Origin of the sequence: Nocardioides sp. YR527 (assembly GCF_900101045.1) — a bacterium.
In the GTDB taxonomy this organism is placed as follows: Bacteria; Actinomycetota; Actinomycetes; order Propionibacteriales; family Nocardioidaceae; genus Nocardioides.
Genome location: NZ_FNFN01000003.1, coordinates 784656 through 808163, shown reverse-complemented (window position 1 = coordinate 808163; position 23508 = coordinate 784656). Strand labels below are relative to the sequence as shown.

The window sequence follows — 23508 nt, the reverse complement described above, 5'->3', positions numbered from 1 at the left end:
CCTACGTCTCTGTGTCCGCCGTGATCCCCCTCACACTGCCCGACATCCTGGAGGCGATGGCCGATGCGATCCCTGATCGCACGGCTGTCGTCACCTCCGACCGCGCCTACTCCTACGCCGAGATCGACGAGCGTGCCACGCGCCTGGCCAACCACCTGCTGAGCGTCGGCCTCGAGCCTGGTGCCCAGGTCGCCGTCCACGCGACCAACCGGATCGAGTGGGTCGACGCGCTCTACGGATGCCTCAAGGCCCGCACGATCCCGGTCAACATCAACCACGCCTACCGGCGCGACGAGCTCGCCCGGACGTACGCCGCCACCGACTGCGTCGCGGCCATCGTCTCCCCCGAGTTCACCGACGACCTCGACGAGCTCGACCTGAAGCTGGACCACCGGGTCGTCCTCGGCCCCGACTACGACGCCAAGGTCGCCGCGGCGTCCAAGGAGCGGCCGACGGTCGGACGTACGCCCGGTGACTGGCACATCATCTTCACCACCGGCACCACGGGCACCCCGAAGGGTGCGGTCTGGCGCCAGGAGGACCTGATCTGGGCAGCGCTGAACACGGTCCGCCGCAACGCGCCGATCCCGTCGGTCGAGGGCCTCGCCGCCGAGGCGGCCGCTCGCGACTCGGGTGTCGTCCTGCTCGCCGGCGGTCCGCTGCTGCACGGGCAGAGCCAGCTGCTGCTCCTGCGGGCGCTGGTCGCCGGTGGCACCGCGGTGCTCGACACCTCGCCCACCTTCTCCGCCGAGGCATTCCTCGACCTCGCCGAGGAGGCCGGCGCGACCGCGATCACGCTGCTGGGCGATGCCCAGGCGCGGCCGGTGGCCAACGCCCGGCTGACCGGCAAGAAGCGCTGGCCGCTGCGCTCGCTCGCCGGTGTCTCCAACACCGCCGCACCGCTCTCCGAGAACGTCCTCGGGGTCCTGCGCAACGCCTTCGCCCGCCGGGTCATCGTCGACTCCTACGGCACGCTGGAGACCGGCGTCACCGGCTCCCGCGCCGACGACGGCTCCCCCCTCGTGCCCGGCGAGGCGCGGTTCATGGTCGGCCCGGAGGTGGAGGTCTTCAACCCCGACCTCACCCCGGCGGCTCCCGGGGTCGAGGGTCTGCTGGCCCGCTCCGGCCCCTCGGCTCTCGGCTACTACAAGGACAACGCCCGCTCGGCCACCGCGATCAAGCTGATCGACAACCGGCGCTGGACCTTCCCCGGCGACCTCGCCCGTCGCGAGCAGGACGGCTCGATCACGCTGCTCGGCAGGGCCGCCACACTCGTACGCACCGGTGACCTCGAGATCCACCCCGAGACCATCGAGGGCGTGCTCCTCGCCCACGGCGACGTCGTCGACGCCGCGGTCTTCGGCATGCCTCACCCGCGCTGGGGCCAGCAGGTAGCGGCGCTGGTGCGGCTGGCTCCGTCGTCCGAGACGACCGCCGCCGACCTGCGCAAGCACTCCCGTGACCTGCTCGGCGAGTCGCACGAGCCCAAGCTCGTCCTGCTCGTCGACTCGGTGCCGCGTACGCCTGCCGGGACCGTCGACTACCGCGCCGCCACCGGCCTCACCGCCGACCTGCTCAGCACCGGCGGCAAGCGCCCGGACGACGACACCGAGGCCGAGACCGGCGCCTAGGCCGCACCGAGGGGCGCCTCAGCTCTCGCTGGGGCGCCCCTCGGTGACGTCCACGACCTCGGGCAGGTGGTGGCCGAACGGGACCCGCTCGACCTGCCCCAGCGCGGCGAGGACGGAGGGCAGCATCGCCTTCGCGGTGCGCTTGTAGCCCATCGCGCTGGGGTGGAAGTGGTCGATGGCGAACATCTCGTCGGGGTTCGTGATGAAGAACGGGCCGACGACCTCGGAGAGCGAGACGACGTGGGCGCCCTTGGCCAGCGCGGTCTCCCGCTGCCCGTCGGCCAGCTGCTTGGCGATCCTGCGGCCCAGCGAGCGCAGCGGCTGCGGCAGCGGTCGGACCGCACCGACATCGGGACACGTCCCGACCACCACCTCGGCGCCGCGCTCCCGCAGCGCGTCGATGACCTCCCCCAGCACCCGGGTGGAGTCCTTCTGCGGCACCCGGTGGGTGACGTCGTTGCCGCCGACGATGACCACCGCGACGTCGGGCCGGTAGCCATCCGGGAGCGACTCGAGCTGAGCGGGAACCATCGACGTCTCCGCCCCGACCACCGCGGCCGTACGCAGCCGCACCGGCCTCTGCAGGACCTTCGCCGTACCCTTGGCCAGCCGTGCGCCGAGCGTGCCGCCGCGGGTCTCCGCACCCAGCCCGGCGGCGATCGAGTCGCCCAGGACGAGGAGCTCGACCGGCGTACCGGTGTAGGTCTTCTTGTAGACCTTGTCGGCGTAGATCGCCTCCTCGCCGAGCGGCTTGCCGATCACGTCGCGCGCGTGCGCCGCCTGTCTCTTCAGCAACGTCACGAACCCGGCACCGGCCGCCGCCCCCACCACGCCGATCGCGCCGGCGACTCCGGCGGTCGCGGCGACCACACCGAGCCACCTGGCCTCTTCACTCGTCTTCGCGCTGCTCACATTCCTTATCTGTAGCGCACGAGTGTGAACACAAACCTTCGCGCGCGTGCGCCGTGCGTCACCGGAACCGATGAGCGATGCATAGTTTGTGCGGTGACCATGTCTCGGGCGCAGGCGATCACCGCTGCAGTCATGCTTGCCGGCGGAGTTCGTCGGCTTCGCTGCGGTCGTCCAGGAACGCCCTGCCCCGGTCTCAGGTGTCGTCGTCGCCCACGGATGATCGGCGGTCGGGTACTACGGAGACGGTGCACTCACCTGGAGCATGCTCGACGGGACAGCGACGGCCAGGTGGGCCGACACTTGCCAACGGTGGTGTGATCGTCACCGGCACCGACTTGTGGTGGGACTTGCACTTCACCTCTGGGATGCCCTGGCTGATCGAGCAGGACCGCTATGTCGGAATCCGCGACGAGGTCACGTACCGGCGCCTCATGATCGTCGACGTCGCCACCGGCACGGTCGTGCGCACCGAGTCGTTCGCATTCCAGAGGGATCCAATCGCTCTTGCCGGTGACTTCCTCTACACCGCTGACGCCGACAGCACAGGCCAACCCACAGGGCGGTCTGGTGCGCCGGGTCCTCACGCGTGGTCAGGATCGAGGATGCGTACGTGAAGCTCCTCGCCTCCGTCTACGACACCTACCTCCAGCTCGTCGCCGACCGCGACGCGGTCGGCACCCGGGTGTATCGACTCGATGCGGTGCGCGGGCGCACGGTGGAGAGCTACACGGTAGATCTCGCGGAACACGCCGAACCGACGCTGTCGTTGCGCAACGGCTTGGCCTGCGTCGCCGGCGAGTGCCGACGACTGAATGATTGATGCACCACTACATCAGTGGGCCTGACCTTGTGAACGATTCACAAGGTCAGGCCCACTGATGTAGTGGCCGAGGAGTCGTCAGGCCTGGGAGAGCCCGGCATCCTCGAAGGCGTCGTAGTTGGGGGCGATGGTGGCGCGGGGGCCGACGATGCCGCTGATCGCGTCGAGCGTCTTGAGGCCGTGGCCGGTGTTGATGATCACCGTCTCCAGGCTCGGGTCGAGGGCGCCGGTCTCGACGAGCTTCTTGGTGACCGCGAGGGTGGTGCCGCCGGCGGTCTCGGTGAAGATGCCCTCGGTGCGGGCCAGGAGCACGATCGCAGCGCGGATCTCGTCGTCGGTGACCTCCTCGACGGCGCCGCCGGAGGAGCGGGTGGCGTCGAGGACGTAGATGCCGTCGGCAGGGTTGCCGATGGCCAGCGACTTGGCGATCGTGTCGGGCTTGACCGGGCGGATGGCGTCGACGCCGGCCTTGAACGCGGTCGCGACCGGGTTGCAGCCGGTCGCCTGGGCGCCGAAGATCCGGTAGGGCTTCTCCTCGACCAGACCGAGCTTGATCAGCTCCTTGAAGGCCTTGTCGACCTTGGTCAGCTGGGATCCGGAGGCCACCGGGATGACGATCTGGTCGGGCAGGCGCCAGCCGAGCTGCTCGGCGATCTCGAAGCCGAGCGTCTTGGAGCCCTCGGCGTAGAAGGGACGTACGTTGACGTTCACGAACGCCCAGCCGTCCTCTTCCGCGGCGATCTCCTGGGCGAGCTTGTTGACGTCGTCGTAGTTGCCGTCGACGGCGATCAGGTTGTCGGTGAAGACGGCCGAGTTGACCTGCTTGGGCTGCTCGAGGTTGCTCGGGATGAAGACCGCGGTCGGGATGCCGGCCCGCGCTCCAGCCGCTGCCACCGCGTTGGCCAGGTTGCCGGTGCTCGGGCAGGCGAAGACCTTGGCGTCGAGCTCGCGGGCGGCGCTCAGCGCACAGGCGACCACGCGGTCCTTGAAGGAGTTGGTCGGGTTGGTCGAGTCGTCCTTCACCCAGATCTTCTCGATGCCGAGCTCCTTGGCGAGGTTCTTCGCGTCCAGGAGCCGGGTGAAGCCGGGCTCGGTGTTGGGGCTCTGCTCGATGTCGTCGGGCACCGGCAGCAGCGCCTTGTAGCGCCAGATGTTGCGGGGTCCGGCCTCGATCTCCTCGCGGGTCACGGCCGGGAAGTCATAGGCCACCTCCAGTGGCCCGAAACACTCCGGACAGGCGTAATGCGGTCCGAGCTCGACCTGGTTGCCGCACTCCCGGCACGACAGGGCCGAGGCGTTGCCGAACGCACCCTCGCGCAGACCCTTCTTCTCGGTGGTCGTGCCGTAGGGCTCCGATGTCACAGCGCTCATGAGAAACCTCCTCCTCATCTTCCCCGATCACGTCTCTCGCGCCGGGCCGGAATTAGCACCTGCTCCGCTACCCGCCCTGGCATGGGAGGAGGCTCGCGGTCGGTTGCCGGGACTTCACTGGGCCGTTCCCTCAGTCCCTCTCGATGAGCAGTAGCGATCGTACGGCAGGTATCAACCGCCAAACACACCCGGGTTCCACTCCGCGGACCCAACGTCCACGATATGGACAGTCAGCGAGCACGGAGACGCCGCAGCATGCGGGCGTCATCGAACCCCACCGCACGGGCGGCCGTCTCCATGGTGGTGCCCGCAGCGAGCAGGTGGTCGGCGCGCTCGCGGCGAAGAGCCTGCTGGTAGCGGAGCGGCGTGAGACCCGTCGCGCTCACGAAGGCGCGGGTCAGGGTGCGCTCGCTCACGCCCGCCCCCTCGGCGAGGCCGGCGAGCGGGAGCGGCTCGGCGAACCGGGTGTCGATGACATCCTGCACGTGGTGGACGGTGTCATCGAGATGGTTCCGGTGGCGCAGCAGGACGCTCTCCTGCGGCTGGTCGCCGTTGCGCCGCGCATAGACGACCATGTCGCGGGCCACCCGGGCCGCCAGCGCCGGTCCGTGGCGCATCGCGAGGAGATGAAGGCTCAGGTCGATGCCGCTGGCGATACCGGCCGAAGTCACGATCCGGTCATCGCTGGTGAAGAGTACGTCGCGCACCACCCGGGCCTTCGGATAGCGCCGGGACAGCGCGTCCTGGAGGTCGTGATGGGTGGTGCAGCGGCGTCCGTCGAGGAGACCTGCCTGGCCAAGGGCGTCAGCGCCGGCGCAGACGCTCGCCACCTCGCCCCCGGCCGCATGGTGGGCACACAGCCGCTCGGCGGTCTCGCGGCTGAGCCGGGGCCCGGCGACGAGGTCGTACGCCGCCCGCCAGCCCGGCACCAGGAGCAGGTCGCCGGGGTCGAGATCGGGCCACTCCCCGCGGGCCGCCAGAGGCAGCCCCTGTGCCGAGAGCACCTCCCCCGGCTCGGCACCCGCGACGTAGACGAGGTCGTAGGGGTGCCCCAGGTTGCCCGCGGTGTGGAACGCCTGCGCCGGCCCGGCGAGGTCGAGCAGATGTACGCCGGGCAGCAGCACGAACACGACGGCGCTCATGCCACAGATGCTGTCACGGCCTCCAAGTCGGCAATGGTCGCGATCTCGGCGAACCGGCCGCTGAGCACGAGTTTCGTACGCTCGACGACCTCTTCGGCCGACAGCCCGCCCAGCGGCTCGGTGGTGACCGCGTCGGCGACGTAGGTGACCCGGAAGCCGAGGTCGGACCCGACCCGGGCGGTGGTCTCGACACACTGCTCGGCGCGGATCCCGGACACCACGAGCTCGGTGATCCCGCGCTCGGTCAGGACCTGCTGCAGGTTGGTCGTGGTGAAGGCGTTGTGGGAGGTCTTGCGGACCTCGACCTCGCCCGGCTTCGGACCACTGAGCCCGTCGAGGTAGCGCACGTGACCGGAGGCCGGGTCGAAGGCGTTGCCGCTGCCGGGCTCGGTGTGCAGCACCCAGACGACCAGGTCGCCCGCGGCGCGCGCGAGGCTCACCAGCCTCTCGGCCCGCTCGGCGATGTCGGGGTGGAGGGTCTGGGGCCAGGCCTCCAGCTGACGGAAGGACTCCTGGATGTCGATGACGAGAAGGGCTCGGTTGCTCATGCTTCCAGTGTGCGAGCTGCCCGCTCGACGCACGAGGCATCAAGCGGGCAGCATCCGGAACGATCCGGTCAGGCAGCAGCTACCGAGTTCTCGGTGGCGGCACCACCCTGGGCGGGCGCCAGGGCACCGCGTACGACATCTCGGACATCGCTCACCAGGTTGATCTTCAGCGCCTGCTTCACCTCCTCGGGCACCTCGTCCAGGTCGGGCTCGTTGCGCTGCGGCACGAAGACCTCGGTCAGGCCGGCCCGCTGGGCGGCGAGCAGCTTCTGCTTGAGGCCGCCGATGGGCAGCACCCGGCCGGAGAGCGAGACCTCACCGGTCATCCCGACCTCGCCGCGCACCGGGCGCCCGGTCGCGAGCGAGGTGAGCGCGGTGACCATGGTGATGCCGGCGCTCGGACCGTCCTTCGGCACCGCACCAGCCGGCACGTGGACGTGCAGCGATCGGTCGAGCACGGCCGGGTCCACACCCAGCTCGGCCGCGTGCGATCGGACGAAGGAGAGCGCGATCTGCGCGGACTCCTTCATCACCTCACCGAGCTGGCCGGTGATGTTCAGGCCGGTCTGCCCGTCGGCCGCGGACGCCTCGATGAAGAGGACGTCCCCGCCCAAACCGGTGACGGCCAGTCCGGTGGCGACACCCGGGACCGACGTACGCTCCACCGACTCCGGCGTGAACCTCGGCCGTCCGACCAGGTCCTTGAGGTTGTCCAGGTCGACATCGACGTGCTCGGTCCCGGTGGCCAAACGTGTCGCCGCCTTGCGCAGCGCCTTGGCGAGGAGCCGCTCGAGCTGACGTACGCCCGCCTCGCGGGTGTAATTGGCGGCCAGCTCACGCAGGGCGTCGTCGGAGACCGTGACCTCCTCCGCGGTCACCGCGGCGCGCTCGAGCTGCCGGGGCAGCAGGAAGTCGCGGGCGATGGCGACCTTGTCGTCCTCGGTGTAGCCGTCGATGGTGACCAGCTCCATCCGGTCCAGCAGCGCGCTCGGGATCTGCTCCACGACGTTGGCCGTCGCGATGAACAGGACGTCGGAGAGGTCCAGGTCGAGCTCGAGGTAGTGGTCGCGGAAGGTGTGGTTCTGCGCCGGGTCGAGCACCTCGAGCAGGGCGGCGGCCGGGTCGCCCCGGTAGTCGGAGCCGACCTTGTCGACCTCGTCGAGGAGCACGACCGGGTTCATCGAGCCGGCCTCCTTGATGGCCCGCACGATCCGGCCCGGGAGCGCGCCGACGTAGGTGCGCCGGTGACCGCGGATCTCGGCCTCGTCGCGGACACCGCCCAGCGCGACCCGGACGAACTTCCGTCCGAGCGAACGCGCGACCGACTCACCGAGCGAGGTCTTGCCGACTCCCGGCGGGCCGGCGAGGAGCACCACGGCGCCCGATCCTCGGCCACCGATGACCTGCAGGCCGCGCTCGGCACGTCGGGTCCGCACCGCCAGGTACTCGACGATCCGGTCCTTGACCTCCTCGAGGCCGTGGTGGTCGGCGTCGAGCACCTCGCGAGCGGCGACCACGTCGGTCGAGTCCGAGGTGACCACGCCCCACGGCAGCTCCAGCACCGTGTCCAGCCAGGTGCGGATCCAAGCGGTCTCCGGGTTCTGCTCGGAACCACGCTCGAGCTTGTCGACCTCTCGCAGCGCGGCCTCGCGTACGGCCTCGGGCAGGTCGGCTGCCTCGACCCGGGCCCGGTAGTCGTCGGACCCCTCGGGCTCGCCCTCGCCGAGCTCCTTGCGAATCGCGGCGAGCTGCTGGCGCAGCAGGAACTCCCGCTGCGTCTTCTCCATGCCCTCGCGTACATCCTCGGCGATCTTGTCGGTGACCTCGGACTCCGCGATGTGGTCCTTGGCCCAGGCGATCACCTTCTCGAGGCGCTCCTCGACCGACGGCGTCTCCAGCAGCTCACGCTTGGCCTCGTCGTCGAGGTAGGGCGCGTAGCCGGCGGTGTCGGCGATCTCGGACGGCTCGGTGAGCCGGTTGACCTGGTCGATGACCGGCCAGGCCTCGCGGCGCTGCAGCACCGCGACCACCAGCCGCTTGTACTCCTCGGCCAGCTCCTTCGCGTGCTCCGTCGTGGTCTCCTCGGCCGTCTCGACCTCGACCCACAGCGCTGCGCCGGGCCCGGTCACGCCGGAGCCGATCTTCGCGCGGCCGACGGCCCTCAGCACCGCCGCGGGCTCACCGCCCCGGAACCGGCCGACACGCTCGATCGTGGCCACAGCACCGTACGTCGCATACCGGTCCCCCAGCCGCGGCGCGACCAGCAGCCGGCTCTCCGAGCCGGCCCGAGCGGCGTCGATCGCGGCCTGCGCGGCCTCGTCGAGCTCGATCGGCACGACCATCCCCGGCAGGACCACGGCATCCGAGACGAACAGCACAGGAAGCTTGTCCATTGCGGACCCTCCTAGAAAGTTGAGTGATACCCGCTCAACTTCTGGGGGCAACCGGATGTTCCCTCCGGTTATCGTGTTCGCTGTCAGCGGACGGCGCGAGGTGTAACACGCTGTTACACCGACTATCCGGTCGTTCTCATAGGGCGAGTAGTCCTACGAACGACGTGTTACACCGCCGCCGCGTCGGCCGTCAGCCGCTGCAACAGCTCCAGCACGCCGTCCGGCCCCTGGACCTCGAGATCGGCAAGATCCGCGAGCGGACCACGGTCGGGCCCGGCGTGGGAGTAGACGAGCAGCGTCGCCGACCCGGTGGTCATTCCCCAGGCCCTGACGGCCTCGAACGCCTCGATGTCGCCCAGGTCGTCACCGCCGAACAGGATCGCGCCGGGCGAGACCTCCGAGATCAGCGTGTCGATCGCGTGGCCCTTGTGCATGCCGGGGGCGCGCACCTCGATGACCTGCTTGCCGGGCTCGATCATCAGCCCATGCTCCGCGGCCAGCGACGTCAGCGGCGGGAGCAGGCGCGCGGCGACGCCGTCCGGGTCGGGGAACCGGCGGGTGTGGACGCCGACGGCGAGACCCTTCTCCTCGATGTAGGCCTCGCCCGCGCCGTTCGCCTCCAGCACGCCAGGCAGCGCCGCCTCGAAGGCGGCCAGCCCCTCGGGCGGCGGCGGGCCGACGACGACCCGGTCGGCGCCGCTCCAGCGCTCGTTGCCGTACTGCCCGAACACGTACAGCTCCTTGCCCAGCTCCGCCAGCGCGTCGGCGATCGCGGCCAGTCCGCCCAGCTCGACGACCTGGCCGGCGGGTCGGCCGGTGACGATAGCCAGCGCCTTGACGTGGGGCGCGAGCGCGATCAGGACCGCCGCCGCGTCCGGATGGATGCGAGCCGAAGCCGGGTCCTCCACGATCGGGGAGAGCGTCCCGTCGAAGTCCAGACCGACGAGGGTCTCGGCGGCAGCAGCCGCGATCGCGTCGTACTTCTGCTCTCCTGCGGTGCCGTCAGGCTGGAGTTCGGCCATGCCTCAACTGTGACACGGCAACCACCTCGCAGCCGACCGGGAGGGCACAGCCGTGTGGCAGATCACACACCGTCGAGAACGACCGGAAAGCCTCAGAGAGCCCCGGTCAGAACCACCGTCAACCGGTCGCCCTTCATCGAGCCTTCGACCGACACATGGGTGCGTTTGATGCCGAGGTCATCGGCGAGCTGCTGGCCCTCGCGCTTCATCTCAGCGGGGAAGTAGACGGTGTTCTCCGGGACGGATCCCATCCAGTTGTCCTCGCCGACGACGTTCCAGCCGACCGTGGTCGCCTTCGCCGCGACGTCGCCGGCAAGGCCGCCGATGTTGGACTGGTTGTAGACCTCGACGCTGACCTTGGCCCGGTCGACGGGCGACGGCTCCGCCTTGGCCGGCTTCTTCTCCTCGGTCTTGGCCGGCTTCGGTGAAGCCGATGCCGAGACGGAGGGGCTGCCGCCGGCTTGGGCGATCTCCTTGCCCTCGTCTCCGTCGCCACCGGTGATCCAGAAGATGATCACGGCAACGACGATGGTCACCACGCTCAGCGCGATGACGGGTGTGGGGAGCGCAACGCCACGCTCACCCTTCGAAGGACGTACGCAGCCGGTCATTCAGACCTCGAAACCGAGCCGTCTCGCCGAGCGCTGACGCTGCCGGGCCGCGCGGAGCCGACGCAGGCGGCGTACCAGCAGGGGGTCGGCCTCGAGGGCCTCCGGCTTGTCGATGAGAGCGTTGAGCACCTGGTAGTAACGGGTGGCGGACATGTTGAACGCCTCGCGCACAGCGGCTTCCTTGGCGCCGGCGTACTTCCACCACTGACGCTCGAAGTCGAGGATCTGCTTGTCACGCTCGCTGAGGCTCGCGGGGTCCTCGCCTGGGCCTGTGACCTGCACGTTGACAGCGCTCATTCCTCGTCCCCCGGTGTCGTCTGCATCTGACCACACCCTAACGCGCCGAACTACACCGCTGTGGTTCACCCTGTCGGCGTGTTACTCGACAGGTATTCCGTTCGGGGCCGGAAGTCACTGGCGGAACGACACCGCGCCGAACCTGGCCCCGGTCCATTAGAGTCGGAGATGTGCAGGCTGACCTGGTAATCGTGGCCAATCGGCTCCCCGTCGATCGAGTGGAGATGCCGGACGGCACGAAAGCGTGGCGACGCTCCCCCGGAGGCCTGGTCAGCGCCCTCGAGCCCGTCCTGCGCGCCAACGACGGCGTCTGGATCGGCTGGCCCGGCGGCACCGACGAGGACCTCGAGCCGTTCGAGGACGACGGGCTCCACCTGCTGCCGATGACGATGACCGCCGAGGACATCCAGGAGCACTACGAGGGCTTCTCCAACGGCACCTTGTGGCCGCTCTACCACGACGTCGTGGCCAAGCCGGAGTTCCACCGCGAGTGGTGGGACGGCTACCAGCGCGTCAACCAGCGGTTCGCCGAGAAGTGCGCCGAGGTCGCCGCGAAGGGCGCGACAGTCTGGGTCCAGGACTACCAGCTCCAGCTGGTCCCGCAGATGCTGCGCGAGCTCCGCCCCGACCTGCGCATCGGTTTCTACCTGCACATCCCGTTCCCTCCGGCCGAGCTCTTCCAGCAGGTCCCCTGGCGCCGCCAGCTCCTCGAGGGCCTCCTCGGCGCCGACCTCGTCGGCTTCCAGCTCCCCCAGGCGGCCCAGAACTTCGTCCGCCTGGTGCGTCAGCGCGTCGGCCACAAGACCCACCGTGACCTGGTCTATCTCCCCGACGGGCGCACCGTGCACGCGGCCGCCTTCCCGATCTCGATCGACTTCGTCGGTTTCGACGAGATGGCCCACGACGAGGCCATCAATCAGCGTGCCAAGGAGATCCGCCAGCAGCTCGGCGACCCGAAGAAGATCCTGCTCGGCGTCGACCGGCTCGACTACACCAAGGGCATCTACGCCCGGCTGCGTGCCTACGGCGAGATGATCCGCGACACCGAGCTCGACGTCGAGGACGCGATCTTCGTCCAAGTGGCGGTGCCCTCGCGCGAGCGCGTCGAGCAGTACCGCAAGCTGCGCGACGACATCGACCGCCTCGTAGGCCGCCTCAACGGCGATCTCGGCCGCATCGGCCGCCCCGCGATCTCCTACCTCCACACCTCGCTCCCCCGAGCGGAGATGGCCGCGCTCTACCGCGCCGCCGACATCATGGTCGTCACCCCCTACCGCGACGGCATGAACCTGGTCGCGAAGGAGTACGTCGCCTGCCGCTACGACAACGACGGCGCCCTCGTGCTCTCCGAGTTCGCCGGAGCGGCCGAGGAGCTGCGCCAGGCATGGCTCGTGAACCCCTACGACATCAACGGCATGAAGGCCGCGCTGCTCGAGGCCTACCAGGCCGAGCCGAAGGAGCTGACCCGGCGGATGAGGGCCATGCGCAAGCAGGTCGCCTCCAAGGACGTACGCCACTGGGCCGACACCTTCCTCGAGGAGCTCGCCGCCGTGGAGGGGAGCCACACCAAGAACGTGCTCCCGCCCAACGCCCACTAGACCCTCCCAGGTGGCTAGAGTCGAGGCGTGACCACCAACTCTGACCCGATCAGGTGGGGAATTCTCGGCACCGGCCGGATCGCCCACTCCCTAGCCACCGATCTGATGCTCGTCCCCGACGGTCGCCTCGTGGCCGTCGGCTCACGCAGCAAGGAGTCCGCGGACACGTTCGCGAAGGAGTACGAGACACACGGCCCGGTCCGCACGCACGGCTCCTATGAGGAGCTGGCCGCGGACGAGGGCGTCGACGTCGTCTACATCGCCTCCCCCCACTCCCACCACCTCGAGCACGCCACCCTCGTGCTCAACGCCGGCAAGCACGTGCTGTGCGAGAAGGCGCTGACCCTCAACGCCGCCGACTCGCAGACGATGGTCGACCTGGCCACCTCCAAGAAGCTGTTCCTCATGGAGGCCATGTGGATGGCGACCAACCCGATCATCCGGCGCCTCGTCACCGACGTGAAGTCGGGCCGCTTCGGGGTCCCCCGTCACGTACACGCCGAGCTCGGCTTCGTCGCCGACCCCGAGCAGAACCAGCGCCTCCTCGACCCCGCCCTCGGCGCCAGCGCGCTGCTCGACATGGGCATCTACCCGCTCACCTTCGCCCACCTGCTCTTCGGCGAGGCCCGAGCGCTGACCGCTCAGGCCAACCTCGGCGAGGGTGCCGACGGCGCCACCTTCGACCTCGACCTGGTGATGACCGGGAAGTACGCCGGCAACGAGCTCTCCACCATGGTCTCCTCGGTCACCTCCTACTCCTCACGCTCGGCCGCCATCGCCACCGACCAGGGCCGCATCGAGCTGACCGACTTCCACCACCCGTCCTCGGCGGTCTTCAAGCCCGCCAACGGTGACGAGCCCGTCGAGATCGTCGGCGACGAGCCCGTCATCGGCGCTGCGTACGGCAACGAGATCGTCGAGGTGCAGCGCTGCCTGCGCGAGGGCCTCCTGGAGTCCCCGCTGGTGCCCCACAGCCAGACGCTCAGCCTGATGCGCCAGATGGACATGATCCGCGAGTCCATCGGCGCCCGCTACGCCACCGAGGCCTGACGAGAAGTCACCCCCGCAGGCCGAGACGTCAGCTGCGTCGGTCGAGTCGGCATCGGGCGCCAACTCGGCCGACGCGAGTGACGTCTCGGCCTGCGGGGGTGACGCCTCGGCTCTCAGGCGGTGGCCGGCTTCTCGTTGAACGTGCGGTGCGGTTGCACGACCGCGAGGAGCTCGCGGGCCACATCGGGGCCGAGGGCGCCCCAGTGGTCCTTGTAGCCGTAGACGCCGGCGAGGGTGCGTGACTCGTAGTCGCCGTTCATGACCTCGATGTCGTGCGGCGTGAGGAGGCCGGGGTGGGCGACGCCGACGGCGGCGGAGACCTTCGTCAGCTCCCTGCGCAGGGTCCTGAGATAGCTGGCACAGCGATCGCCCTTGTCCAGCGGGTCGAGACCGCCGGAGAGCCACTTGCTCTGCGTGGCGACGCCGGTCGGACAGGTGTCGTCATGGCACTTCTGAGCCTGGATGCAGCCGATCGACATCATCGCCTCGCGGCCGACGTTGATCATGTCGGCACCGAGCGCGAAGGCGACGGCGGCGTTCTCCGGAAGGCCGAGCTTCGCCGACCCGATGAAGGTGACCGAGTCGGTCAGGCCGAGCTCTGCGAACGTGCCGTAGACCCGCGAGAAGCCGATCCGGTACGGCATCGCGACCGCGTCGGAGAAGATCAGCGGCGCGGCACCGGTGCCACCCTCGCTGCCGTCGACGGTGATGAAGTCGACGCCCCGCTCCCCCGACCGCATCTGGCCGGCGAGCTCCTGCCAGAACTCCATCTCACCGACCGCCGACTTGATGCCGACCGGTACCCCGGTCTCGGCGGCGATCTTCTCGACGAAGTCGAGCATCGAGTCGACGTCGTGGAAGGCGGAGTGCCGAGACGGCGAGGCACAGTCCTTGCCGAGCTCGATGCCGCGGATCTCGGCGATCTCCGGGGTCACCTTGGCCGCCGGCAGCAGTCCACCGAGGCCGGGCTTGGCGCCCTGCGAGAGCTTGATCTCGATCGCCTTGACCGGCGCGGTGGCGACCCGCTCCTTGAGCCGATCGATCGAGAAGGTGCCGTCGGCGTTCCGGCACCCGAAGTAGGCGGTGCCGACCTGCATCACCAGATCCGCGCCGCCTTCCAGGTGGTAGGGCGAGATGCCGCCCTCACCGGTGTTGTGCATCGCCCCGGCCCGGCGTGCACCCAGGTTGAGCGCCTTGATCGCCGGCCCGGACAGCGACCCGAACGACATCGCCGAGATGTTGACGATCGACTCCGGCCGGAACGCCTTCGCGCGCCCGCGCGGCGCTCCGAGCACCTTCGCCGACGGGAGCTTGGCAGCCGGGTCGTGGTCGTCGGGCAGGGAGTCGGCGAACGTACGGTGCTTGATGTGGATGTGGCCCTGGGTGTGCTCGATGTCGTTGTCGGTGCCGAAGCCGAAGTAGTTGTTCTGCTCCTTGGCCGAGGCGTAGACCCAGCGCCGCTGGTCGCGGCTGAAGGGCCGCTCCTCGTCGTTGTCGGCGACGATGTACTGCCGCAGCTCCGGCCCGATCTTCTCCATCAGGTACCGCGCGTGCCCGATCACCGGGAAGTTCCGCAGGATCGCGTGCTTGCGCTGGGTCAGGTCACGCGCGGCGACCACGCCGGCGGCAACTGCCACTCCCCCGAGGAGGGTCGTCATCTTCATGTACGTCTTCCTACCGGGCGGCCACCTCGTTGTAAAAGTCCGCGACGGTGTCGCCGGGCGTCGCTCAGGCGAGCTCGGGGATGACCTGCGACTCGAAGAGCTCGATGGAGGAGCGGTCGTAGGCGGCGTCGGCGAAGTAGCCGATGGCGTACGTCATCCCGAGCTCTTCCACGACCTTGAGCTTCTCCACGGCCTGGTCCGGGGTGCCGACCAGGGAGGTCGGTCCCTCGACGGCGCCGTTGACGACCTCGGCCGCCCTGGCCGCGCCCAGGTGCGGCACCAGCCGCGCCTCCCAGGCCTTGACCTTCTCGGCGACCTCGGCGTCGTTCTCCCCGAGCAGCACGTTGAAGTTCGACGAGCGGGTGATCTCCGCGAAGTCGCGCCCGAGGCTCTCGCAGTGGCCGCGCAGGATGTCGGACTTCGCCTTGAAGGTCTCCGGGTCACCGAGGAAGTTGGTGTAGTCGGCGTACTGCGCCGCGATCTTGAGGGTCACCTTCTCGCCGCCGCCGGCGATCCACAGCGGGATGCCGGAACGGCCCTGCTGGAGCGGCAGCGGCTGACAGATGGCGCCGTCGACCTGGTAGTACTTCCCGTCCAGCGACGAGACGCCCTTGGTCCAGGCCTGCTGGAAGATCTGGACGCCCTCGCGGAGCATCCCGAGGCGGTCACGCGCCGCGGGGAAGCCGTAGCCGTAGGCCCGCCACTCGTGCTCGTACCAGCCCGCGCCGATGCCCATCTCGACCCGGCCGCCGCTGATGTGGTCGGCGGTGGCGGCGACCTTCGCCAGGTAGGCCGGGTTTCGGTAGGACATGCACGAGCACATCTGCCCGAGGCGCACCCGCGACGTCACCGCGCCCATACCCGCCATCAGCGACCAGGCCTCGTGGGTCGCCTGGTCGGACGGCTCGGGTGTGGTGTGGAAATGGTCGTAGACCCAGATGCTCTCCCAGGGCCCGGAGTCGGCGTGGATCGCCAAGTCCTTCATCGTCGTCCACTGGTCCGCCGGGTCGATCCCGACGAGGTCGAAGCGCCATCCCTGCGGGACGAAGAAACCGAACTTCATGTCTACTCCTTGATGAGTCCAACCTGAGTGCCACGGACAACTTAACCGTCGGTCCCAGCCGATACCCTCATCATTTATGAGCGCACTGGCAGGACTCGTGGACAAGGGCCTGATGGCAGCCGACTGGGCCGAGGCGCTGGCGCCGGCCGAACCGCAGATCGAGCAGATGGGCCGCTTCCTGCGCGACGAGCTGGCGGCCAGGCGTCCCTATCTTCCCGACGGCGACCGCATCTTCAACGCCTTCCGGCGACCGCTCCGGGACGTGCGCGTCCTGATCGTCGGCCAGGACCCCTACCCGACCATCGGACACCCGATCGGGCTCAGCTTCGCGGTCGAGAAGAACGTACGTCCCCTGCCGGCGTCGCTGAAGAACATCTACGCCGAGCTGACCACCGACCTCGACCTGAAGGTGCCCGAGCACGGCGACCTCTCGACCTGGGCCGACCGCGGGGTGATGCTGCTCAACACCTCGCTGACGGTGCGCCCCGGAGCTCCCGCATCCCACTCGAAGAAGGGCTGGGAGGACGTCACCGGGCGAGCGATCGACGTACTCGGCCGTCGCGGCGGACCGCTGGTGGCGATCCTGTGGGGCAGGCACGCGCAGAATCTCGAGCCGCGGCTCAACGGGGTCCCCGCGATCAAGTCCGTCCACCCCTCGCCGCTCTCCGCACGCCGGGGGTTCTTCGGATCCCGGCCGTTCTCCCGCGCCAACGCCCTCCTGGTCGAGCAGGGCGGTTCCCCGGTCGACTGGTCCCTTCCCGATTAGGATCGGCCTCATCGGCACGTTGAAACGGGGGTCAGGTGGGCGAGAACGCGACCGGACCGACGCTGGCGGTCTCACGCCGGCTCAAGATCGCCGGGACCATCGTCGTCGTCCTGCTGGCGACCTGGGCAGCCGTGATCGGCGGACGGATCCTGCTGGAGCGGGCCGGGCCTCCGGAGTTCCCCGCGACGGACGTACGCGACTGGGCGACCTTCGCCGACCACCTCGTCCTGGGCACCCCTGACCCTGACGACGCCGACCGGCTCGAGGTCACGACCATCCTGTGGAGCCGGCAGGGAGCCCACCAGATCGGCCGCGGGATCGACCTCGACGCCGACATGACCGAGGGCGAGGCGTACGCCGTTCCGGTGGCCTGGCTCGAGGACGGCGGTGGACGCTGGGTCGCACTGGCGGCCGAGGCGGTGCTTCCCCTCGACGGCGGGCGGATCACCGGGGGTGGCAGCACCTGGGCGGCCGACCACACCGGGGAGTCTCCCCGGAGGCTCGCCACCGAGCTCTACGAGACCGGACCGCATCCGGCCGCCGTCCCCTACCTCTACGAGAGTCTCGAGCAACGGCTCGCCGCTGTGGAGCGGTAGGTAAGATTTCAGGCGTGAGCCAGGACTCTCCCACGCGCCCCCAACGCGCCGACTGGATTCGGGCCGGCATGTGGTCGCTCGGCTTCGTCGCGCTGCTGTGGGTGCTCGAGGCCACCGACTACATCAGCGGACACCAGCTCGACTCGCTCGGCATCCAGCCGCGCACCGACGCCGGCCTGCTCGGCATCGTGTTCGCCCCGGTGCTCCACTTCGGCTGGGCCCACCTCTACGGCAACACCCTGTTCGCGCTCGTTCTCAGCTTCCTGGTGCTCGCCTCGGGCGTCGGCCGCGGGATCGTGGCGACGCTCATCATCTGGGTGGTCGGAGGAGTCGGCGTCTGGCTGATGTCGCCCCCGGGCAGCATCACCGCCGGCACCTCGATGCTGATCTTCGGCTGGCTGGTCTACCTGATCCTGCGCGGGCTGTTCAACCACCGCGTCGGCCAGATCGTCATCGGCGTGCTCATCTTCCTGGTCTGGGGCAGCCTGCTGCTCGGCGTACTCCCCGGGCAGACCGGCGTCTCCTGGCAGGGCCACCTCTTCGGCGCGATCGGCGGCGCGCTGGCGGCCTGGCTGCTCAACGACCCGCCCCGGAAGAAGGCTGCCTGAGCCAGCTGATGGAGACTGGCTGCATGCAGATCCTCTCCATCCAGTCGCACGTGGCCTTCGGCTACGTCGGCAACTCGGCGGCAGTCTTCCCGATCCAGCGCCTCGGTCACGAGGTCTGGCCCGTGCTCACGGTCAACTTCTCCAACCACACCGGCTACGGCGCGTGGCGTGGACCGGTCGTGGCCGCCGACCAGGTCGCCGAGGTCATCGAGGGGATCTCCGAGCGCGACGGTCTCTCCACCGTCTCCGCGGTCCTGTCCGGCTACCAGGGCGACCCGGCCGTCGGCGCGATCGTCCTGGATTCCGTACGCCGCGTGAAGGCGCTCAACCCGCGGGCCCTCTACTGCTGCGACCCGGTGATGGGCGACGTCGGGCGCGGGATGTTCGTCCGTGAGGGCATCCCGGAGTTCATGCGCGACCAGGTCGTGCCCGCCGCCGACGTCATCACGCCCAACCACTTCGAGCTCAACTTCCTCGCCGGCGTCGAGACCACCGACACGCTCCAGGAGGTGCTCGCCGCGGTCGACATCGTCCGCGAGTCCGGCCCGTCGAACGTGCTCGTCACCTCGGTGATCACCAAGGACCCCACCCACATAGACCTGGTCGCGGTCTCCGACGAGGGTGCCTGGTCGGTCACCACTCCGCTGCTCCCGATCTCCCCCAACGGCGGCGGCGACGTCACCGCCGCGGTCTACCTCTCCCACCTGCTCTCGACCGGCTCCACCCCGGCCGCGCTGGGCCGCACCGCCAACACCCTCTTCGCCATCCTCGACCGGACGCTGAAGTCGGGTCGCCGCGAGCTCGAGCTCATCGCCTCCCAGGACGACATCGCCAACCCGCCGACGACGTACGAGGTCACCCAGCTCCGCTGATCAGTAGGACTTGCCGTCGGCGTATCTCTGCCGGCGCCAGGCCCTGCCGCTCCCCCGGTTCTTGGCCTTGTACGTCGGGAGCTGGCTGTCGCAGTTCGGGCACAGGAGCCGAAGGTTATCGCGGCGGTTGTTCGAGGCATCGCCGTCGATGTGATCAAGCACGAAAGCGAGTTCCAGGCCGTTCCACTCCGCTCGGATCACACAGATCGCGCAAAGGCCTTCTTGCTGCTGCAGGACATAGTCGCGGATGCAGTGGCGCCGCTTGCTGAGAGCCTTGCCTGTCCCCGTCGCCAGCCACTCCTCGACCATGCGCTTCTGCTTGACCCGCATCTGGCAGGCGTTGCTGCAATAGATCTTCTGGTGGCGCTGGGTCAGTTCCTGCCCACACCCCATGCATCGAGTCATGGCAATGACTGTACGGCGCACTATCGGAACTTTTCTGGAGCCGCGTAGGAGAATCGAACTCCTGGCATCCAATTTACAAGATTGGCGCTCTGCCAACTGAGCTAACGCGGCATGCCAACCACGAGGTGACCGGCGGGGACATCGTAGCCAGTCGTCCACCGATGTGCGCAGCCGACGCGGCTAACGAGCGGGATCGAGCGGGACGTACTCGTGGGCGGTGAGGACTCCGTTGGTCTCCAGCTCGACGGACTGGATGCCGACGGGCTGCCCGTCGGCGTAGGTGATCAGGCTGACCTCGGCGGTGCGGCGGATCTTCCCCATCGCGAAGGCGTACGCCGCGCCGCCGGTGGTGCCGTTGGTGTAGGTCCAGCCGATGTTGCCGTTCTCACCGGTCACTTCGCCGGGTCCCAGGTGCACGTGACGGTGGCCACCGACGACGAGGGTCGCGCAACCACGGCGCAGGGTCTCGCGGCCCAGCGACGGGTCGTGGACGAGGAGGGTCGCGACGGGCTCACCCTCCTCCTTCGAGGCACAGGCGATGTCGGCCAGCTTCTCTCCGGCCTCCTCGAGGGTGACGCCCTTCTCGTCGATCCAGTTGCCGAGGCCGCTGGTGCGCGGATCGGGGACGCCCAGGAGCGTCGAGCCACCGGGGCCGTCGACGACCTCGCCGTCGAGCACGGTCCAGCCCTGGTCGGCCAGATAGTCGCCGACCGTCGGACCGTGGTCGTGGTTGCCGGTGACCGCCCACTTGTCCAGGCCGTCGCTCGCGTCGGTGAGCGAGTCGAGGGAGAAGGTCTCCCACTCGGACCCGGTCGAGGTGTCGTCCCCGGCGTCGAGGATGCCGGTCGCGCCGCCCTCGTCGGCGATCGCGCGCACCACCGAGTCCATGCCGACGTTGTCGTGGCGATCGGAGACGAGTACCGACACGGTCTCGTCCTCGCCAGGCTCGCGCAGCGCCAGGTCCGGCACCTTCGCCACGACCTTCTCGTAGAAGGTCCGGCTGGAGTTGTAGGTGTCGACGGCGCTGGCCACGAGCCGGCGGGTCTGGTTGGCGTAGGCGTCGCCACGGACCTCCACATCGGCCAGCTCCTCGGGCACGGGGATCTCCGCGCCGAGGAAGTCGGCCAGCGGGGTCCAGTCGCCGGCGACCGGTCCGGCCTCCTTGTCGGCGGCCGGCGCTCCGGGCTCGCCCCAGGGCTGCCAGACCGCGACCGCGAGCACCGCCACCGTGACCACGCCGACGCCCGCGGTGGTGATGCCGCGCCGCGTACGGACTGCCTCCTTGACGCGTCCGCGCAGGTCAGCCCGGCGTTGGGCACCAGGAAGCCACCACAGCAGGACGCCTCCGGCGACGATCACCGACGAGACGGCGGCGCCGCGGAGCACGGCCGCGACGAGCATCGACTCGACCTCCTCCACCACGACCGCGCGCTGGCCGTCGGGGGCCGAGCCGAGGACCGCGTAGCGCTCGAAGAGCTCGTCCATCGACCGCAGCTCGGTCTTCCCGAGGGTGACGTCGACACCGATCGGGCCACCCACGTCCAGGCGTACGTCAGGCAGCACCGGTCCGGTGTGGATGATCGCCTTCCCCGACAGCGTCGGGCGCAGGACCGAGTCGTGGCCGGCCAGGACCACCTGGCGTTCGCTGGACAGGAAGAGCCACGCGCTCAGCGCGACGGCCAGCACGAGCCACAGCACTCCGAGCCCCGCCCAGACGGCGAGGCCCCGAAACAGAGTGCGGCGAGAAATCAGCTGCGCGCCTCCGCGACCGCGTAGAGCACGACCGACGCAGCGACGCCGGCATTGAGGGACTCTACGGAGTTGGCCATCGGGATCGACACTATCTGGTCGCAGGTCTCCTGGACCAAGCGGGAGAGCCCACCACCCTCGGCACCGACGACGATCACCAGCGGACCGTCGGCGAGGCCATCGGGGGCGCCGAGCTCGGGCAGCGTGACGTCACCCTCCATGTCGAGCCCGACGACCATGCAGCCGGCCTCCTGGTAGGCCTTCAGCTGCCGGGTCAGGTTGACGGTCTGCGCGACCGGGATCCGAGCCGCAGCACCGGCGGACGTCTTCCAGGCGGCCGCGGTCATGCCCGCGGCACGCCGCTCGGGGATGACCACGCCGTGCGCGCCGAAGGCGGCCGCGGAGCGGACGATCGCACCGAGGTTGCGCGGGTCGGTGACCTGGTCGAGCGCCACGATCAGCGCCTTCTCCCCGGTCTCGGCCGCCCGGTCGATCAGGTCGTCGGCGTGGGCGTACTCATAGGCGGGGATCCGCGCGGCCAGCCCCTGGTGACCGTTGAAGCCGGTCAGCCGGTCGAGCTCGACCTTGGTCACCTCGAGCAGCGAGATGCCCTTCTCGGAGGCGAGCATGAACGCCTCGCGCAGCCGCCCGTCGCGCTCGGCACCCTCGGCGACGTAGATCCCGTTGACAGGTACGTCCTCGCGCAGCGCCTCGACCACGGAGTTGCGTCCGATGATCCACTCGGCGTCACCGGCGGCCCGCTTGCGCGGACCCTTGCCGGCTCGCTTCTCGGCGGCCTGGGCCGCCTTGTGCGCCTTGTGGTACGGCCGGTCGACCGCCCTCGGCGTCGGGCCCTTGCCCTCCAGACCCTTGCGCCGGTTGCCGCCGGTGCCGACCTGGGCACCCTTCTTGCGTCCCTTCGCGATCGCTCCGCGACGCTGGGAGTTGCCTGCCATCAGTTAACGCTCCATTTCGGACCCTCAGGGGTGTCCTCGATCTCGATCCCGGCGTCCTTGAGCCGGTCTCGCATTGCATCGGCGCGGGCCCAGTCCTTGGCGGCGCGCGCCTCGGCGCGCTCGTCCAGGACCCCGCGGACCAGCACGTCGAGCGCGCCGGTCAGTTTCTCGTCATCACCGCTCGCCGGACCCCATGCCGGGTCGGCGGGGTCCAGACCGAGGATGTCCAGCATCGCCCGGACGCTCGCGGCGACCCCGCGCAGCGCCGGGCTGTCACCGTCGGCGAGCAGCTTGTTGCCCTCGCGTACGACCTCGTGCAGCGCGGCGACGGCCGCGGGAGTGCCGAGGTCGTCGTCCATCGCGTTGACGAAGTCGGCGCACGCGACACCGTCGGAAGGAATCTCCCCGACCACCGACGCCGCCCGCTCCAGGAAACCTTCGATCCGCTGGAACCCGGCGGCCGCCTCTCCGAGCGCCTCGAAGGAGAACTCGACGTGGGACCGGTAATGGGCCGCGACCAGGTAGTAGCGCAGCTCGATGCCGCGTACCTTCTTCAGCACCTCCGGGATGACCAGCGAGTTGCCCAGCGACTTCGACATCTTCTCGCCGGAGGTGGTGATCCAGGCGTTGTGAAGCCAGTAGCTCGCGAAGGGGCGGCCGGCAGCGCGCGACTGCGCCTGCTCGTTCTCGTGGTGCGGGAAGCGCAGGTCGAGGCCACCGCCGTGGAAGTCGAAGGCGGGCCCGAGGTACTTCCCGGCCATCGCCGAGCACTCGATGTGCCACCCGGGCCGACCCAGCCCCCAGGGCGAGGGCCAGGAGGCGGTCTCCGGCTCGGAGACCTTCCGGCCCTTCCACAAAGCGAAGTCACGCGGGTCGCGCTTGCGCTGTGCAATTTCTTGGGGGGTCGCGTCGGCAGCGGCCTCCATGTCGTCGACCTTCTGCCCCGACAGCTCGCCGTAGGCGGGCCAGGAGCGTACGTCGAAGTAGACGTCGGCCGAGCCGTCCTCGGCGGCGTAGGCGTGCCCCTTCGCGATCAGCTCCTCGATCAGCGCGATGATCTCGGGGATGTGACCGGTGGCCAGCGGCTCGTAGGTCGGGCGGGCGACGTTGAGCGAGGCGTAGGCGGTGTCGAGCTCGCGGTGCATCTCGTAGCCGAGGTTGTACCAGGGGCGTCCCTGGTCCGCGGACTTCGCCAGGATCTTGTCGTCGATGTCGGTGACGTTGCGGATGAACGTGGTCTCGTAGCCCGACGCCCGCAGCCACCGCTGCAGCACGTCGAAGTTCACCCCGCTGCGGACATGTCCGACATGCGGCTCGCTCTGCACGGTCAGGCCACAGACATAGAGCGACGCCTTGCCGGGCTGCAAGGGGGTGAAGTCACGTACTTCACGGGTCGCCGAGTCGTAGAGCCGAAGTGCCATACCCCAAGTCTAG

Annotated in this window: 23 protein-coding genes, 1 tRNA gene and 1 riboswitch; of the genes, 9 read left to right on the top strand and 15 right to left on the bottom strand. The window is 69.5% G+C overall.

Features of this window, described 5'->3' with window-relative positions:
* Positions 1 to 20: 20 nt before the first annotated feature.
* The gene (locus BLT25_RS12455; RefSeq protein WP_143033727.1) at positions 21 to 1631 is read left to right on the top strand and encodes an AMP-binding protein; all 1611 of its coding nucleotides are present in this window, start codon (positions 21 to 23) and stop codon (positions 1629 to 1631) included.
* A gap of 18 nt (positions 1632 to 1649) precedes the next feature.
* Here the strand turns inward: BLT25_RS12455 and BLT25_RS12450 are convergent, their stop codons facing one another.
* Entirely contained in the window at positions 1650 to 2543 is an 894-nt protein-coding gene (locus BLT25_RS12450; protein ID WP_091046073.1) for an SGNH/GDSL hydrolase family protein, read from the bottom strand.
* A 314-nt stretch (positions 2544 to 2857) separates the two neighbouring features.
* On the opposite strand from BLT25_RS12450, the gene BLT25_RS12445 reads away from it, so the two are divergent.
* Positions 2858 to 3157, top strand: coding sequence for a hypothetical protein (locus BLT25_RS12445; protein WP_091046072.1), 300 nt, complete (start codon positions 2858 to 2860; stop codon positions 3155 to 3157).
* Entirely contained in the window at positions 3154 to 3363 is a 210-nt protein-coding gene (locus BLT25_RS12440; RefSeq protein ID WP_091046069.1) for a hypothetical protein, read from the top strand. The genes BLT25_RS12445 and BLT25_RS12440 overlap by 4 nt, the downstream gene beginning before the upstream one ends.
* A gap of 78 nt (positions 3364 to 3441) precedes the next feature.
* Here BLT25_RS12440 and thrC read toward each other — a convergent pair whose 3' ends face one another.
* The 7 genes from thrC to BLT25_RS12405 form a co-directional block, all read right to left on the bottom strand.
* The gene (thrC, locus tag BLT25_RS12435; RefSeq protein WP_091046066.1) at positions 3442 to 4734 is read right to left on the bottom strand and encodes a threonine synthase; all 1293 of its coding nucleotides are present in this window, start codon (positions 4732 to 4734) and stop codon (positions 3442 to 3444) included.
* 11 nt (positions 4735 to 4745) lie between these two features.
* Positions 4746 to 4884, bottom strand: a riboswitch (SAM riboswitch).
* Between the two features lie 80 nt (positions 4885 to 4964).
* Positions 4965 to 5876 carry a GlxA family transcriptional regulator gene (locus BLT25_RS12430; protein ID WP_091046063.1) on the bottom strand — a complete coding sequence of 304 codons (912 nt, stop codon included), beginning with the start codon at positions 5874 to 5876 and terminating at the stop codon, positions 4965 to 4967.
* Positions 5873 to 6424, bottom strand: a complete 552-nt coding sequence (locus BLT25_RS12425; protein ID WP_091046060.1) for an isochorismatase family protein — start codon at positions 6422 to 6424, stop codon at positions 5873 to 5875. Before BLT25_RS12425 ends, BLT25_RS12430 begins: the two co-directional genes overlap by 4 nt.
* A 68-nt stretch (positions 6425 to 6492) precedes the next feature.
* On the bottom strand, positions 6493 to 8817 hold the full coding sequence (lon, locus tag BLT25_RS12420) for an endopeptidase La (protein WP_091046057.1): 2325 nt from the start codon (positions 8815 to 8817) through the stop codon (positions 6493 to 6495).
* Between the two features lie 167 nt (positions 8818 to 8984).
* Entirely contained in the window at positions 8985 to 9839 is an 855-nt protein-coding gene (gene otsB, locus BLT25_RS12415; protein WP_091046056.1) for a trehalose-phosphatase, read from the bottom strand.
* Between the two features lie 92 nt (positions 9840 to 9931).
* The gene (locus BLT25_RS12410) at positions 9932 to 10450 is read right to left on the bottom strand and encodes a LytR C-terminal domain-containing protein (RefSeq protein WP_091046053.1); all 519 of its coding nucleotides are present in this window, start codon (positions 10448 to 10450) and stop codon (positions 9932 to 9934) included.
* Complete coding sequence (locus BLT25_RS12405) at positions 10451 to 10747, bottom strand: DUF3263 domain-containing protein (protein WP_091046051.1); 297 nt, start codon at positions 10745 to 10747, stop codon at positions 10451 to 10453.
* A 155-nt stretch (positions 10748 to 10902) separates the two neighbouring features.
* Here BLT25_RS12405 and BLT25_RS12400 point away from each other — a divergent pair, with 155 nt between their 5' ends.
* Together BLT25_RS12400 and BLT25_RS12395 are read left to right on the top strand one after the other, a co-directional pair.
* Positions 10903 to 12345, top strand: a complete 1443-nt coding sequence (locus tag BLT25_RS12400; protein WP_091046048.1) for an alpha,alpha-trehalose-phosphate synthase (UDP-forming) — start codon at positions 10903 to 10905, stop codon at positions 12343 to 12345.
* Positions 12346 to 12372: 27 nt separating this feature from the next.
* Positions 12373 to 13395 carry a Gfo/Idh/MocA family protein gene (locus BLT25_RS12395; protein WP_091046046.1) on the top strand — a complete coding sequence of 341 codons (1023 nt, stop codon included), beginning with the start codon at positions 12373 to 12375 and terminating at the stop codon, positions 13393 to 13395.
* A 113-nt stretch (positions 13396 to 13508) separates the two neighbouring features.
* Here the strand turns inward: BLT25_RS12395 and BLT25_RS12390 are convergent, their stop codons facing one another.
* Together BLT25_RS12390 and BLT25_RS12385 are read right to left on the bottom strand one after the other, a co-directional pair.
* Complete coding sequence (locus tag BLT25_RS12390; RefSeq protein WP_091046044.1) at positions 13509 to 15059, bottom strand: FMN-binding glutamate synthase family protein; 1551 nt, start codon at positions 15057 to 15059, stop codon at positions 13509 to 13511.
* Positions 15060 to 15123: 64 nt separating this feature from the next.
* The gene (locus BLT25_RS12385; RefSeq protein ID WP_091046042.1) at positions 15124 to 16122 is read right to left on the bottom strand and encodes an LLM class F420-dependent oxidoreductase; all 999 of its coding nucleotides are present in this window, start codon (positions 16120 to 16122) and stop codon (positions 15124 to 15126) included.
* 76 nt (positions 16123 to 16198) lie between these two features.
* Here BLT25_RS12385 and BLT25_RS12380 point away from each other — a divergent pair, with 76 nt between their 5' ends.
* Genes BLT25_RS12380 through pdxY form a run of 4 tightly spaced genes read left to right on the top strand, consistent with a single transcriptional unit; the run spans position 16199 to position 18964 of the window.
* Positions 16199 to 16888, top strand: a complete 690-nt coding sequence (locus BLT25_RS12380; RefSeq protein ID WP_091046040.1) for a uracil-DNA glycosylase — start codon at positions 16199 to 16201, stop codon at positions 16886 to 16888.
* Positions 16889 to 16923: 35 nt separating this feature from the next.
* The gene (locus BLT25_RS12375) at positions 16924 to 17484 is read left to right on the top strand and encodes a hypothetical protein (RefSeq protein ID WP_091046038.1); all 561 of its coding nucleotides are present in this window, start codon (positions 16924 to 16926) and stop codon (positions 17482 to 17484) included.
* A 14-nt stretch (positions 17485 to 17498) separates the two neighbouring features.
* A complete protein-coding gene (locus BLT25_RS12370) occupies positions 17499 to 18092 on the top strand; it encodes a rhomboid family intramembrane serine protease (RefSeq protein ID WP_091046035.1) in 594 nt (197 codons plus the stop codon).
* Between the two features lie 23 nt (positions 18093 to 18115).
* Positions 18116 to 18964 carry a pyridoxal kinase PdxY gene (gene pdxY / locus BLT25_RS12365; protein WP_091046033.1) on the top strand — a complete coding sequence of 283 codons (849 nt, stop codon included), beginning with the start codon at positions 18116 to 18118 and terminating at the stop codon, positions 18962 to 18964.
* On the opposite strand, the gene BLT25_RS12360 is transcribed toward pdxY, so the two are convergent.
* The 5 genes from BLT25_RS12360 to cysS all read right to left on the bottom strand — a co-directional run bounded on the left by BLT25_RS12360 (position 18965) and on the right by cysS (position 23495).
* On the bottom strand, positions 18965 to 19369 hold the full coding sequence (locus BLT25_RS12360; protein ID WP_091046030.1) for an HNH endonuclease: 405 nt from the start codon (positions 19367 to 19369) through the stop codon (positions 18965 to 18967).
* A gap of 35 nt (positions 19370 to 19404) precedes the next feature.
* Positions 19405 to 19480, bottom strand: a tRNA-Thr gene (locus tag BLT25_RS12355).
* Positions 19481 to 19549: 69 nt separating this feature from the next.
* The gene (locus tag BLT25_RS12350) at positions 19550 to 21067 is read right to left on the bottom strand and encodes a metallophosphoesterase (RefSeq protein ID WP_091046028.1); all 1518 of its coding nucleotides are present in this window, start codon (positions 21065 to 21067) and stop codon (positions 19550 to 19552) included.
* A 50-nt stretch (positions 21068 to 21117) separates the two neighbouring features.
* Positions 21118 to 22074: a 23S rRNA (guanosine(2251)-2'-O)-methyltransferase RlmB gene (rlmB, locus tag BLT25_RS12345; protein WP_091046026.1), complete on the bottom strand. Its 957-nt coding sequence runs from the start codon at positions 22072 to 22074 to the stop codon at positions 21118 to 21120.
* A complete protein-coding gene (gene cysS, locus BLT25_RS12340; RefSeq protein WP_091046025.1) occupies positions 22074 to 23495 on the bottom strand; it encodes a cysteine--tRNA ligase in 1422 nt (473 codons plus the stop codon). The genes rlmB and cysS overlap by 1 nt, the downstream gene beginning before the upstream one ends.
* Positions 23496 to 23508 lie beyond the last annotated feature (13 nt).

Bases quoted from the DNA above. Each gene is read 5' to 3' on its own strand.
- BLT25_RS12385 (WP_091046042.1), bottom strand. From the start codon at position 16,122: ATGAAGTTCGGTTTCTTCGTCCCGCAGGGATGGCGCTTCGACCTCGTC.
- lon (WP_091046057.1), bottom strand. From the start codon at position 8,817: ATGGACAAGCTTCCTGTGCTGTTCGTCTCGGATGCCGTGGTCCTGCCG.
- BLT25_RS12405 (WP_091046051.1), bottom strand. From the start codon at position 10,747: ATGAGCGCTGTCAACGTGCAGGTCACAGGCCCAGGCGAGGACCCCGCG.
- BLT25_RS12410 (WP_091046053.1), bottom strand. From the start codon at position 10,450: ATGACCGGCTGCGTACGTCCTTCGAAGGGTGAGCGTGGCGTTGCGCTC.
- pdxY (WP_091046033.1), top strand. From the start codon at position 18,116: ATGCAGATCCTCTCCATCCAGTCGCACGTGGCCTTCGGCTACGTCGGC.
- rlmB (WP_091046026.1), bottom strand. From the start codon at position 22,074: ATGGCAGGCAACTCCCAGCGTCGCGGAGCGATCGCGAAGGGACGCAAG.
- thrC (WP_091046066.1), bottom strand. From the start codon at position 4,734: ATGAGCGCTGTGACATCGGAGCCCTACGGCACGACCACCGAGAAGAAG.
- BLT25_RS12360 (WP_091046030.1), bottom strand. From the start codon at position 19,369: ATGACTCGATGCATGGGGTGTGGGCAGGAACTGACCCAGCGCCACCAG.
- cysS (WP_091046025.1), bottom strand. From the start codon at position 23,495: ATGGCACTTCGGCTCTACGACTCGGCGACCCGTGAAGTACGTGACTTC.
- BLT25_RS12390 (WP_091046044.1), bottom strand. From the start codon at position 15,059: ATGAAGATGACGACCCTCCTCGGGGGAGTGGCAGTTGCCGCCGGCGTG.
- BLT25_RS12425 (WP_091046060.1), bottom strand. From the start codon at position 6,424: ATGAGCAACCGAGCCCTTCTCGTCATCGACATCCAGGAGTCCTTCCGT.
- BLT25_RS12380 (WP_091046040.1), top strand. From the start codon at position 16,199: ATGAGCGCACTGGCAGGACTCGTGGACAAGGGCCTGATGGCAGCCGAC.
- otsB (WP_091046056.1), bottom strand. From the start codon at position 9,839: ATGGCCGAACTCCAGCCTGACGGCACCGCAGGAGAGCAGAAGTACGAC.
- BLT25_RS12430 (WP_091046063.1), bottom strand. From the start codon at position 5,876: ATGAGCGCCGTCGTGTTCGTGCTGCTGCCCGGCGTACATCTGCTCGAC.